Origin of the sequence: Lentibacillus sp. (assembly GCF_035301675.1) — a bacterium.
Classification (GTDB): domain Bacteria; phylum Bacillota; class Bacilli; order Bacillales; family Amphibacillaceae; genus Lentibacillus.
The window spans coordinates 1-13,154 of the sequence record NZ_DATGTT010000064.1; the positions used below are offsets into that span (position 1 = coordinate 1).

Annotated in this window: 13 protein-coding genes and 1 riboswitch; of the genes, 4 read left to right on the forward strand and 9 right to left on the reverse strand. The window is 45.0% G+C overall.

All coding sequences use genetic code 11. From position 1 onward, the window contains the following. Positions 1 to 82 precede the first annotated feature (82 nt). Positions 83 to 817: a MerR family transcriptional regulator gene (locus VK097_RS11260; RefSeq protein WP_324211900.1), complete on the forward strand. Its 735-nt coding sequence runs from the start codon at positions 83 to 85 to the stop codon at positions 815 to 817. A gap of 116 nt (positions 818 to 933) precedes the next feature. On the opposite strand, the gene VK097_RS11265 is transcribed toward VK097_RS11260, so the two are convergent. The 5 genes from VK097_RS11265 to thiW all read right to left on the reverse strand — a co-directional run bounded on the left by VK097_RS11265 (position 934) and on the right by thiW (position 4,164). Next, complete coding sequence (locus VK097_RS11265; RefSeq protein ID WP_324211901.1) at positions 934 to 1,254, reverse strand: hypothetical protein; 321 nt, start codon at positions 1,252 to 1,254, stop codon at positions 934 to 936. Positions 1,255 to 1,478: 224 nt separating this feature from the next. Further along, positions 1,479 to 2,084, reverse strand: a complete 606-nt coding sequence (gene thiE, locus VK097_RS11270; protein WP_324211902.1) for a thiamine phosphate synthase — start codon at positions 2,082 to 2,084, stop codon at positions 1,479 to 1,481. 3 nt (positions 2,085 to 2,087) lie between these two features. Beyond that, the gene (gene thiM, locus VK097_RS11275) at positions 2,088 to 2,858 is read right to left on the reverse strand and encodes a hydroxyethylthiazole kinase (RefSeq protein WP_324211903.1); all 771 of its coding nucleotides are present in this window, start codon (positions 2,856 to 2,858) and stop codon (positions 2,088 to 2,090) included. Continuing rightward, positions 2,855 to 3,661 carry a bifunctional hydroxymethylpyrimidine kinase/phosphomethylpyrimidine kinase gene (gene thiD / locus VK097_RS11280; protein WP_324211904.1) on the reverse strand — a complete coding sequence of 269 codons (807 nt, stop codon included), beginning with the start codon at positions 3,659 to 3,661 and terminating at the stop codon, positions 2,855 to 2,857. Before thiD ends, thiM begins: the two co-directional genes overlap by 4 nt. Positions 3,662 to 3,672: 11 nt before the next feature. After that, on the reverse strand, positions 3,673 to 4,164 hold the full coding sequence (gene thiW, locus VK097_RS11285) for an energy coupling factor transporter S component ThiW (RefSeq protein WP_324211905.1): 492 nt from the start codon (positions 4,162 to 4,164) through the stop codon (positions 3,673 to 3,675). A 138-nt stretch (positions 4,165 to 4,302) separates the two neighbouring features. Continuing rightward, positions 4,303 to 4,418, reverse strand: a riboswitch (TPP riboswitch). A 190-nt stretch (positions 4,419 to 4,608) separates the two neighbouring features. Between thiW and VK097_RS11290 the strand changes: the two genes are divergently transcribed. Both VK097_RS11290 and VK097_RS11295 read left to right on the forward strand, forming a co-directional pair. Continuing rightward, entirely contained in the window at positions 4,609 to 5,535 is a 927-nt protein-coding gene (locus VK097_RS11290) for a phosphotransferase family protein (RefSeq protein WP_324211906.1), read from the forward strand. 50 nt (positions 5,536 to 5,585) lie between these two features. Next, positions 5,586 to 6,023 (forward strand): DUF4064 domain-containing protein, encoded by a 438-nt coding sequence (locus tag VK097_RS11295; protein ID WP_324211907.1) that lies wholly within the window; start codon positions 5,586 to 5,588, stop codon positions 6,021 to 6,023. A 569-nt stretch (positions 6,024 to 6,592) separates the two neighbouring features. Here the strand turns inward: VK097_RS11295 and VK097_RS11300 are convergent. The 3 genes from VK097_RS11300 to VK097_RS11310 form a co-directional block, all read right to left on the reverse strand. Then, positions 6,593 to 7,723 (reverse strand): CaiB/BaiF CoA transferase family protein, encoded by a 1,131-nt coding sequence (locus tag VK097_RS11300; RefSeq protein WP_324211908.1) that lies wholly within the window; start codon positions 7,721 to 7,723, stop codon positions 6,593 to 6,595. Positions 7,724 to 7,796: 73 nt separating this feature from the next. After that, the gene (locus VK097_RS11305; protein WP_324211909.1) at positions 7,797 to 9,389 is read right to left on the reverse strand and encodes a long-chain-fatty-acid--CoA ligase; all 1,593 of its coding nucleotides are present in this window, start codon (positions 9,387 to 9,389) and stop codon (positions 7,797 to 7,799) included. Positions 9,390 to 9,600: 211 nt separating this feature from the next. Next, positions 9,601 to 10,341, reverse strand: a complete 741-nt coding sequence (locus VK097_RS11310; protein ID WP_324211910.1) for a YqjF family protein — start codon at positions 10,339 to 10,341, stop codon at positions 9,601 to 9,603. A gap of 168 nt (positions 10,342 to 10,509) precedes the next feature. Between VK097_RS11310 and VK097_RS11315 the strand changes: the two genes are divergently transcribed. Beyond that, entirely contained in the window at positions 10,510 to 11,385 is an 876-nt protein-coding gene (locus tag VK097_RS11315; RefSeq protein ID WP_324211911.1) for a patatin-like phospholipase family protein, read from the forward strand. 524 nt (positions 11,386 to 11,909) lie between these two features. Here VK097_RS11315 and VK097_RS11320 read toward each other — a convergent pair. After that, positions 11,910 to 13,070, reverse strand: coding sequence for a YkvI family membrane protein (locus VK097_RS11320; RefSeq protein ID WP_324211912.1), 1,161 nt, complete (start codon positions 13,068 to 13,070; stop codon positions 11,910 to 11,912). Between the last annotated feature and the right edge of the window lie 84 nt (positions 13,071 to 13,154).

Below are 13,154 nucleotides of genomic sequence, written 5' to 3' on the forward strand. Positions count from 1 at the left end.
AAAACGGGATTAATTTCACCATTCTCCATTGACTCTAACGTAACGTTATGATTTACAGTAACAATTGAAGGGAGGTCCAGTAATGAAAGTCAAGGAAGCAGCTGAATTAGTCGGCATCAGTGTGCGCACACTGCATCATTATGATGAGATCGGTTTGCTCGAGCCTGAAACCACTGAATCAGGTTATCGGAGCTATTCGGAAAAAGATCTCGAAACATTGCAGCAAATACTGTTTTTTAAAAAGCTTGGCTTCCCTTTGAAGAAAATAAAGGAGATTGTCAATAGTCCATCGTTTGACAGGGAGGAGGCACTTCAAGTTCAGCGAAGGATGCTGCTTGAAGAACGGTCCCGTTTGGACAACATGATTGCGACAATTGATAAGACAATCCAGCATGCGAAAGGAGAGATTCCAATGAGTGATCAAGAGAAATTTGAAGGGTTTGACTTCAGCAAAAACCCGTACGAACAAGAAGCCCGCGAACGCTGGGGCAACAAAGCAGTTGATGAGTCAAATGCCAAAATCAACCAGATGTCAAAAGATGAGCAGCAAGAAATGGGGGAAGAATTTGACCGTATTTATCGGGAGCTTGCCGCAATCCGTGATAAAGCACCCGACTCAGACGAAGCACAAGCAGCCATCAAAGTCTGGTATGACTACCTGAATAAGATTGGCAGCTACTCACTTGATGCTTTTAAAGGGCTCGGGCAGATGTATGTTGATGATGAACGCTTTACGAAAAACATCGATAAGTATGGTGACGGTCTAGCCGTGTTCATGTGGGATGCGATGGCTGTGTATGCAGACCGGAATAAATGATAGGTTGATGAAAACAATCGAATTTAATACAAAAAGGTGTCATGTCGTTACTTAATAAGATGTGGCATCTTTTTTTGTTGAGAGGTATTTGGATGCGGGTTTTTCTTTTCAGCAGGTTAAAAGAATAAATCCCAGTAAACAACCAACGTGATAATCGCAGCTCCTGCCAGATAAGTCAATGCTGCGTAGAATGATACACCACGTGTAAAATGGCCTCGTTTTGTTTGGACTTTTATCCCGGTCTCACTCTGGATATCTGCGTCGATTGATTTTGTGAATGGGTTGTTGGACGAATTAACATAGTATAAAATAACCGCTGCAAACAGTCCGACTAGGAACGACGCATCCAGAAAGCTGATTTGGAATAAACTTGCCATTGCTAGATTAACCATGGCGATTACCGCCAAAGTGATTATCATAATGATGGCATACTTCATAAACGCACCACCCTATAACAAATTACGAAACAATGTATATAAGTTTTATCAAATCGAATTTGGCTGAAGTTGTCACAGAATCGGCTTAAGTTCACAAATTTTTGGCATAAATGTTCACAATTTTTTCGGTGAAATGGGGGAGAATTGGTATGATGGGTTTTTAAACAATCAATTTGTTTGATATAGAGTAAAGCAGAATGAGAAAAGATGTTTTCTTTTCTCATTCATAGCTTTTCAACAGCCTCTGTCACATTGCCCGCCTTCGTGATGGCTGAAATGACAGCCACCCCATCAGCTCCGGCGTCGATAACAGAAGATGCATTCTCTTCAGTAATTCCGCCAATCCCGACAATCGGTATATCGGGGTACTGACGTCTCAATGTTTTGATCCATTCAATACCGACTGCGTGTCCAGCATCGTCCTTGGATGGTGTTGAAAATACCGAACCTGCCCCGAGATAATCAGCCAGCTGAATGGAGCTGTTGTCGACGTCGGATTGATTTGACACAGATAATCCAATTAGCTTATCGGGAAACATCTCCCGCACTTTTTCAAGCCGCATGTCATCCTGTCCGATATGAATACCATCAGCCTCAAGTGGTTCAATCAGATCAATATCATCGTTCACGAAAAACATGACGTTATGACGAGCGCAAATATCCCGCAGTTTGCGCCCCAATGCTAATTTTTTTTCACCGGTTAATGCTCCTTCACCTTTTTCCCGAAACTGAAAAGCGGTAATGCCGGATTTTGCCGCCTCTTTGAGGATATCCTCGGGTTTCCGGTCACAGTTCTGACTTCCCATGATAAAGTATTTTCTTAGATACATAAGCTATTTCCTTTCCAGTGCAGCAGGATTAAGTGACAATGCGTCGATGAAATGGGGGAGAAATGTCCCTGGGCCATTAACATCAGTTCTTTCTGCGGCATGTTCTGCGGCGAGCCCATAAAACGCAGCAGCGGTCATTGCCTGTTGCCCGATAGATTCGTTGGTTGTCAGGCATGCTGATAATACGGATCCAAGCAGACAACCGGCACCGGTTATTTTGCCTAAAATCGGATGACCAGTATGGTTCTGCAAAATTTCATTTTCAATGCAAATAACATCTGTTTTACCGGTGACAACAGCAGCAGTCTGATACATTTTGGCCACTTTAGCGGCAATCTCATCGGCATTGCCGTCACCGACTGATTCGACACCTTTTGTTTCCCATGGAATTTCAACCAGGTGTGCAAGTTCGCCTGCGTTTCCTTTGATCACAGTCGGCTTCACTTGCTCCAGAATATTTTTCACAGCAGTTTTTCGGAAAGGAGTTGCGGCAACACCCACAGGATCAAGAACAACCGGGATCCCTTTTTCGTTTGCGGCGACACCTGCACGGACCATCGACGAAAGATCATCAGCAGTCAAAGTCCCGATATTGAGCAGGACACCGTCGGCATTGTATGCCATATCGGCTGCTTCTTCTTCAGCCTTAGCCATAACCGGCGCTGCGCCGAACGATAACAGACCGTTTGCTGAAAAATTCATGACCACCTGATTGGTCAGATGATGGATAAGTGGTGTTGCTTCACGTGCTTCATGAATAATTGATTGATTCATTTACTCACCCTTTCCATTCGATGTGCCCACTGATTGGTCGGGCCGCTTCCTTGCCCGATCGAAAATGAATGGCTTATAGCTGCGGTGATAAAGTCTTTCCCCTTCTGGACTGCATCTGTCAATTGATAACCCTGGCTTACATAGGCAGTAATGGCTGCCGAATAGGTACAGCCGGTTCCGTGTGTGTTTTGCGTATCGATTCGTTCAGTCGAGAAAGTATGCATCTTTTCACCATCGTATAAAAAGTCAATCGCCTCACCTTGCATATGACCGCCTTTCACAAGAGCGGCCCCTGCACCGAATTCATCGACAATCCGCTTGGCAGCCTGCTGCATGTCTTCTGGTGTTTTAATCGACTCTCCGGTAATCACCTCTGCTTCCGGGACATTCGGTGTTACAAGCGTCGCTAATGACAGCAGATTCTCGCGTAAATACTCGCGGGAATCCTCCGCGATTAATTTATGTCCGCTTGTGGTCACCATAACCGGGTCCATAATATAAGGAACATTCAATCCGGGAATCTTTTCAGCCACGGCATCCATTAAATCGATATTGGCTAACATGCCGGTTTTGAAAGCCTGGAACGGGATATCGGAAATAACTGATTCCAATTGCTGCTTAATCATGGGCACTGATATATGCTGCACATCCTGGACGCCTGTCGTATTTTGAGCAACAACAGAAGTGATGACCGACATGCCATACGTTTTTAACTCCTGAAACGTCTTCAAGTCAGCCTGAATGCCAGCGCCGCCGCTCGGATCGGTGCCGGCGATTGTTAAGGCTGCGGGTAGTTGACTCATGTCGAAACCTCCTATACGTGTTTTTCCAGTAGATTTGTTTGGTTCACCTTTGAAACGATAAACCAGCCGATTAATGCACCTGTTATGCTGCTAATAAGAAACGACGGCATAAAGAAAAGTGCGCCGGCTGAACTGCCCAACAGGATACGCGCAAATGGAACAGCAAACAATGAACCGAAAACTCCGGTGCCTATTGCTTCACCAAGTGCAGCCATACCTTTTTTGTCAGTTAGCCGATAAAGACAACCAGCCAGGTAAGCGCCGACCATACCACCGGGGAATGCCAGCAGTGTTCCCAAGCCAAGCATATTGCGGAGCAGTCCAATCATAAAGGCGATAATAACGGCTGGACCGGGACCGAGTGATACAGCGGCCATAACGTTAACAGCGTGCTGCACCGGATAGGCCTTGGCAACACCTGCCGGGAACCATAGGAGCTGTGCGCCCAGAGTTCCAATCGCTACAAAAACGGCCATTGTTGTCAGTAAACGCGTCCGGTTCAATTCAACCCTCCTCTCATTAGGGGCAGAAGGAAAATTTAGAAAGCCTAAGTGGCCCTTGTGCAGTAAGAAAGTAATTTTTCTTAACCGCCAAAAAAGCCAGATCCATAGATTGGACCTGGCTTGAAATAGCTGATATCAAATTTCGTCAGACTACTTCCCTACGCTGGTATTAGCCAGATCAGGTCCGTAAGAGTCGGAAAGCTCAGACGCCTTTCCTCTCAGCCCGCGTTTCGTGGGCACCCCTAGTAGTTAGGTATATTGAATTCTTCACCTTAAGTGTAACAAAAGGATTGACATTTGTCATGAGATTATTAGAGTTCCAAATTGGCTTTGGTAGAATGAAAGGTGCTAGGATGGCTTATGAAGTTATTGTTCTTTTTTCAGCAGGGATCCCCATTTCGCAATGGGTCACATTTCTAGTTTGGATGGAAGGGAAGAATTTGAATGATTGCGTATGGCGATTGTCTACCAGATCATGTTCTGCAATGGGTCATCAACTCAGTCGATTCAACTGCAGCTGTTCAATCGGTTTATCAGCTGAAGGGCAGTACATCGTCCACATTGCATAGTATCACATTAAAAATGGAACAAACGGTAAGGCACTATGTCATCCGGCGGTTTGATAATCAGGACTGGCTGACGGAAGAACCTGATTTGGCTGTGCATGAAGCGGCAAGTTTACGAATGGCTGAGGGGACTGGAGTGACTTCGCCGAATGTGATTGCTTTTGATAGGAACGGTGATAAATGCGGTGTCCCGGCCGTTCTCATGACAAAGCTGGATGGGGCTGTGGAGTTAAAACCTGATAACATGGAACAGTGGGTGGATGGTCTGGGAAAAACGCTTGTCAAAATACACCGAATTGATGCAGCCGGTTTTCCATATGATTATTTTCCTTATAATGATATCGATTCGTTTAACATTCCGGCGTGGTCGGGTGTTCCGGAGATGTGGAAAAAGGCACTTGATATAGTAAGCGGACCTACCCCCAATGCGGGAGATTGCTTTATTCATCGGGACTATCATCCCGCCAATGTACTTTGGAGCGACAGCGCTGTCAGCGGTGTGGTGGATTGGGTGAATGCCTGCAAGGGACCGCGCGGAGTTGATATCGGTCATTGCCGGCTGAATCTTGCTATGCTGTACGGACCGGATACGGCTGATGGATTTTTAATGGCTTATCAGCATTATGCCGGGAAGCGTTATAACCGGTATTGGGATGTTGTCGCGCTGATCAACTTTTTGGACGGACCTCCGGAAGTATACCCGGGCTGGCGGGCTTTTGGGGTGACTGGACTGACAAATCAGCTGATTGAGGAAAGATTGGATGATTTTGTGATACAATTGATGAAAAATGCGGACGTTGAATAATTCTTTTAACGTGTTGCATAGTTATGAAAATGGAATGGGAGGGGCTTTATATGAGCCGGACAGGCGAAATAGTGTTAACGATTATTGGTGCACTCATTTATGGTTTTTTTACTGTTGTTGGCGGATTTATGGTATGGCTTTTCAATAATGAGGCTATTTGGGACCAGGCAAAAGAGGAAATCAATCAGCAGCAGCCAGAATTAGCACCAGGTGATATGGAAGCTGTCACTGAGATGTTTCAGGGAAGTGGCTGGTTTCTCATTATCCTTACTATCATCAGCGTGATTTTAGGGATTGTATCCATCGTCTTCATGAAAGGCAATAAGAAACCAAAGGCTGCAGGAATCATTTTAATTGTGACAGCAGCGCTGAGCACGATCATTACATTTGGTGGAATGATTTTCAGCGGTATATTCTATTTGATTGCCGGGATCATGTGCCTGGCACGAAAAGCGCCAGCACCGGCAACCCAAGAAACAGTTGAATAAAACACGAAAGACTGGGACAAAAGAATAACCAAAGCGAAATCCGAACTATGATTCAAAATCCGCCAATTAGATAGCGAATCAGTTCGGATTTTTCCTTTCGCTGTGTTCTACAAGGTTGTTGCTTTTGACACAAAATCCATATACTGCGACGTAACTTAAGGTATAAGTTGGTGCGTCTTCTAACGCTTCGGAACTACACGCCGCTTTCCGCGGGCGGCTGGTGAGCCTCCTCGGGCTGACGCCCTGTGGGGTCTCACCTATGCCTTTGCTCCCGCAGGAGTCGTCGTGTATTTCCTACGCTCAAAATGACGACTTCCTTTAGTTTTATTAGAGATTTGTTTTAGAACACACCTTCCAGCAGCTGGAATATGCGAGACTCCTGTGGGACAGCGAGCCTAAGAGACCCCACAGCGAGCGGTCTTTGCGAGCGAGGAGGCTCGTGGTGAGCCCACGGAAAGCGAGTATATTCCAGCTGCGGTTAGAGATTCTCGCTAACTTCTGGTTTGTGTCACAGTTTATTTCAACTGCTTAAAAGCAACAATAGATATGGAAATCATCTTCGTTTAAACTCACGTTCTATTTCCCGCTTTCAGTTCATGCGTATGTTCCCCGAGTTTTGGGGCTTGTGAATAAATTTCACCAGGCGTTTCGGATAATTTAATCGGGATTCCAATTTGTTTCACTGACCCTAATACAGCATGATTTACCGTTCGAATCATCTCACGTGCAGCAACTTGCGGATGCTCAATCATTTCTTCAAATGTCAAAACCGGCGATACACACGCTTCAACATCAGAAAACAGCTCAAGCCATTCAGCTAGTGTTTTTTCTGACATGATCACTTGGATTTCATACTTAAGCCGGTATTGCTCATGAAGTGGTGCTTCCAATAACGGAATGAAATCACGCCGTCCAATGACCTCGCAAAAATTTTTCCAAAACTTTGGTTCGAGTGCCCCGACGGCGATAAAGCGCTCGTCCTTTGTTTCATAGACAGCGTAGCAGGCCCTTCCGCCATTCAGCATCTCTTCTCCTCGTTTTGGAACTGTATTCGCAGACAAGTAATCGGGAAGGAGCGTTTGCAGCCAGGAAATAACCCCATCCATCATCGAAACATCAACAAACTGACCCTTTCCGGACTTTTCCCGTTCCAATAATGCGAGTAATATCCCGACTGCTGCCGGAAGAGCTCCCCCGCCAATATCGGCTATCTGGGCGGCAGGAACAACCGGTTTGCCATCTTTTTCACCCATCAAATTTAAGAGGCCGGCAAAACTCAAATAATTAATATCATGACCGGGCTTATCGGCGTACGGTCCGGTTTGCCCATAACCCGTTACCGCACAGTAAATGAGACGGGGATTGACACTTTTTAATGTCTCATACCCCAGTCCCAGCCGTTCCATGACACCCGGACGAAATGATTCAACAACGACATCCGCCTCTTCAGCCATCTTCAAAAATTCATGTTTGCCTTCCGGAGATTTTAAATCAAGGCAAACGCTTTTCTTGTTCCGATTAAGCGAATGGAACATGGCACTATCGTCATCCAGTTTTGGTTCATAAGCTCTGGCATAATCCCCTTTTGAAGGCTCTTCCACTTTAATGACCTCAGCCCCAAAATCTGCCAAAAGCATCGTGCAGTAAGGTCCTGGCAGCAGACGGCTCAAATCAAGAACTCGAACGGACTTCAGCGGCAAAGCTCATCCCCCCCTTTTATGGCAATCTAAGAAGTGCCGTAGAACGGAGAACCCGTCCTGCCGGCACACTCTGCTAATTCACTTTCTTCGGTCCGTCCCAATGCATTTCCCTCAAACGGAACTTCTGCAGTTTTCCAGTCGCCGTTTTTGGCAATGCGTCCATAAATTCAACAGCTTTGGGCGCTTTAAAATGAGCCATTTCAGACCGGCAATAATCAATGATGCCCTGCTCTGTCACCGTTGCACCATCATTCGGCACAATAATAGCTTTAGGTACTTCACCCCATTTTTCATGAGGGATCGAAATGACCGCCGCCTCCATGACATCGGGATGTTTAAAAAGGACACCCTCCACTTCTGTAGAGGAAATATTCTCCCCGCCGGAAATAATCATATCCTTGGCACGATCACGGATTTCAATGTAGCCGTCCGGATAAGTAACCGCCAAATCGCCGGTATGGAACCAGCCATCTTTAATAGCAGCAGCCGTCTTTTCCGGATCCTTGTAATAGCCTTCCATAACAACATTTCCGCGGGTTATAATTTCGCCCAGCTCTTCGCCGTCCCAGGCTACTTCCTCTCCGTCTTGATGGATGACTTTTGTTTCCCCGTTAAATGCCAGTTCAATCCCTTGCCTCGCCTTGATTGATGCCTGTTCATCAGCTGATTTGGCATCGAAATCTTTTTTCCACTCACAATAGAGAATGAACGGCGACGTTTCGGTCAGACCGTAAACGTGAATCATGTTCAAGCCGAGTATTGTCTGGGCTTTATCGATGAGTGCCGCCGCTGGAGGAGCTCCGGCTGTTGCCATGCGGGGGCTTGTTGTGATTGATTTTGCTTTTGCTTTCGGTTCATTCACCAGCATATTAATGACAGTTGGCGCTCCGCATAACAACGAAATATGCTGCGTTTCAAATAAGTCGAGAATATGTGGGGGATCAACTTTCCGCAAGCATACATGCGTGCCCCCAGCTGCTGTTATGGCCCAAACGCCTCCCCAGCCATTGGCATGAAACATCGGCAATGTATGAAGGTAAACATCATCATGACTGACTCCAAGGTGGTACATAAAATTAGCTGAATTCAGATAATTACTGCGATGGGTTAACATCACACCTTTAGGATTTGATGTTGTGCCGCTCGTATAGTTCAATGTCATCAGCTGATTTTCATCAATTTCGACCTCAGGTAATGCTGCATCATCCGCAACGTGCTGGATAAATGCCTCATAATCCACACCTTTTAATGAAGTCTTATGATCCGGTACAGAAACTACTACGATTTGTTCAAGAGAAAGGCTGTCCGCAATTTGCTCAATCGGGCCGCTGAATTCCTCATCAACAATCAGCATTTTGGCGTCGCTGTGGTGAATAATGTACTGCAGATCTTCTGCCTTTAAACGGTAATTCAAAGGCACCATTGCTGCACCAAGCTGACAAACACCGTAAAAGCACTCCAGCATATAATGCGTGTTCGGCAGCATCACGGCAACATGATCACCCTGTTGGATGCCTGCCTCATGTAAAGCCATTGACAGCCTGTCTGACCGCTCGCCAAATTCTTTGTACGTAAACGTCTTGTCTCCATCAATGACCGCTGTTTTTTCCGGGTAATATTTTACTGCTCTCCGTTTCCAGTCAAGTGGGGTGAGTGTCGAAAACATAATAAAGAACTCCCTTCGCTTTTTGGTTATCACCTATGTTTCAATCAAATAATGCTATGCCGGCAAACATTAGGTGCTGTTGTCAAAAATATATCAACGGTCTCATACACTCCTTAACCAAATGCTCCCCCTTTCCCTTCATATATCTTAATTGTACGAAAATTACATATACACTTGCAATAGATAAGAGGCGATTTACTGATAAAGCCATTCACCCCTCTTTCCGGATCATCCAGATTAAAGTAGTCTGACAGGCTGCATAATGAGCTGGCGAATCTGCACCAATCACCCCATTATATAGGAATGGTGCCAGCACCTGCTGCTCCATCTCCGCTTCAGCTTGTTGGAGTTCCCATTTTTTGTGATGAATCCCACATCTATACAATTTTCCATTTTTATAGGTCCAAAGAAAATAACGCTTCAGCAGCCAATTTTCCAGGCTTCCCTTTTCCGGATAAAAGCGTTCACCGGTTGGCTGATACACACCACTTAAGAAACCGGGCTGCTTTCCCCCTTTCCGTTCACTGCGAAAAGATACAGTGCCATCCCGCATTTTCATCGATATATCTGCATAGTAATAAGGAAGTGTCGCCACTCTTGCGCCAACTACTGCGGGCAGCTTGTCAGCATCCAGGCTGAAAAAGTAAACACCCCTTTTACCATTTCGTTTGACATATGTCCGTACGTTAACTTGTAAAAAACTGTTCAGAAACGGTATGGGCGGCAGACCGCGAAGGCGCACTTTGCTCACCCTGAACGGAATAACACTTATCCAGGCATCCCCTTCATATGTATCCAGTTCAAGACCTGGAGGAAGATGTGGTTCAACTGTCCGCTGCGGCAGACGCTGGTGCATAAACAGTATTTGTCTCCATTGCTGCATCATGAGCCATGGACCATGCGGCAGCGGGCTGTTACGATGTGCGGTACTGTTCAATATATCCTGAAACATCTGCTTTCGCCCTCCTTCATGTCTATTATGCTCATCATGTTTTCTTGTTATTTTTCCGTTAGAAGATGATTCCAAAACTGATAAATTGTTAGATAGACAGATGACTGATATAATTTTTCTTATACAGGAAAAAGGAAGTGTCGAATTTTGGAATACGAGGCAGGCCTCATGTTAGAAGGCGGAGGTATGCGATGTGCATTTACTGTTGGTGTACTGGATTACTTTCTGGATCAGCAGATTGAATTCCCATCTGTCGCGACAGCATCTGCAGGAGCACTTATCGGGAGTTCCTATATCGCGAAACAGCGCGACCGGAATACGAACCTGCTTGCTGCCATAGGCAAAAACCGGGGTACCATATCAATCATACGGCTGCTGCAAAAAAAAGAGCTGTTCAGCATGGATTTGATTTTTGATAAGCTGGCTAACCACACATTCCCGCTCGAATTTCAATCCTTTTCACAGGCTAACTCCAGGTTTATTGTCGGCACAACCGATATAAATACCGGCAAGCCCGTTTTTTATGATCAATTTGATAAACAGAAGGATCTGTCGACTATTATCAGAGCCTCCTGTTCGTTGCCTGTTTTAGCGCCCAGCATTGACTATAATGGAAAAAAATTAATCGACGGTGGTGTGTCCGACCCGATACCAATCACCCCCCTTATTGAACAAGGATTTAAAAAACATGTCGTCGTACTTACCCGGAATAAAAACTATGTTAAAAAACCCACAAAATTAAATTGGTTTTATAAGCGAATGTTTAAAGATAAACCTGAACTTATAAAATTATTACGTGACCGGCATTCGCTTTATAATGAAACCATGAAAAAATTACGCACAATGGAACAGCGCAACGAAGTCTTTATCATCCAGCCGGAGAAACCACTGGACGCCAGCCGGATTGAAAAAAGCCATCGCAAGCTCGAGGCATTATATTATCAGGGTTACCAGGTGGCTAAAGAGAAACACCAGGAATTACTGAATTTCCTGCAAAGTTCGGAAAAACCATCCGCATCTGTTAAGGAAGACATCCCGTTATAACTTTCTTTGCTGCGGCAGTTAATTGGAATGGATGCAGCAGGGGGCTGGGACAAAACTAAAAAACGGACGATAGCCAGGAGATTCTAGTAAAATGCAGGTATATATTTTAACTACCGCTTCGGAAAAATACTACGCTGGTTTACGCAGAACCCCATGTTACAACAAAAAGAAAAATCCGAACTGATTCGAAAGCTATCTGAACAAAGGCGCAAGCGCCCGTTTAGCGACGTACGGACTGGACTGAACCGCAGGAGATAAAGGAAACACGATGAACGTAAGTGAATCGCTGTTGACTTATCGGACGGAGGTGAAGGAAGTCACGCTAGTCGCTGGGCGCTGGAGCCAGACGTGGCTATTTTTGATAAAGCATTCGTAGAGCCAAAAAATTTATACTTTCTGATATAATAAGAAATTTGAATCATCGTTCGGATTTTTCTTTACTTTAAATGCTTTTGTCCCGGTCTCTTTTAAGTGGAAGTTTTATTGTACTGAATAAAACGATTCGCCCTGAGCTATCGTATGCGTCAGGCACTCATTTCGGTGTTTTTCTGACTTCTTACCCCTTTGATAATCTTATAGCTTCCGATTATCAGAATCGGAATGCCGTATACAATAAGCATGGCATAGCCAAGAATCGTATACCCTGTTGAGACAAGGCCGCTTATGCCAACGTTGGATAATATAGCTGAAAGGACAAGTGCTATAATGGCAACTGTTCCATCCATTCTTTTTGACATTGGTTTTTTACCGGCTTCTTCAAGGTTGTTATTCACGCGGTCAAGGAATGCATGAATCATACCAGTAGCCGTTTCAATCAATGTCCATCCCACAACAATTCCAAAGATGACCGCAATCCACAGGCCATATCCATCCAGCATTTGCAGCCATGGCACATCTGCATTGAAGACAGACTCTGATGGATAAAATCCCATTAAGGCAAAATAGGTCAAAAACCATGGAACCGTCATCAGAACGCCGGCGATAGCTCCGCCGATAAGTGTATCTTTTATCGATTGTTGCCTTCTAACTGTAAATAATGCAGCCGGGTAAACGGCAAGATTATAGCCAACATAAATGATTCCCGCCCCAATAATAGACCAAATCGTAAAATCCCCGGCAAAACTTGTATTCCCCGTTGCAAATACGTGAGTTACCTCACTCCATGAACTGGAAATGACGATGATGGCAAATAAAACATATGCCAGCAGCAGTGCTGTTGTTCCAATCGTTTTAAACCGCTCAATTAATTTTGTACCATAAAAGTTAAGAATACCAGCCAAGACTGCGATAAGGGTAATACCAATCCAATAGTTCAGACTCAGTGTATTTTCGAGAATCGATCCTGTCGCCGCTATGACTATCGAAATGATCAGGATAGCCAATAAAAAATAAATAATATCATATAAAAACCAGAATGGCCCCAGAAATTGTTTGACAAGACTGCGGTAGTCATATGCCCGGAACCGGCGCGCGATTTCAAACATTAAAAACGCCATCAGGCCAAATCCGATTACAATGGTCAAGCCGGCAATCCAGCCCAGCGCACCAAACTTCGCCCCATAGGCAACCACTTCACGGCCAGTTGCATAGCCGCCGCCGATTAAAGTAGATTGAATAACAACACCAGGCAAAACATACCTACCGAAAGCGCCTTCAAAAAAACCATTTTTACCTTGCTCTGCCACAAAATACCTCCCTTCTATTATTAAAATAGACTCCCATCCAACCACATACTATCATACATCATTTTTACACAATTGTAAATATTC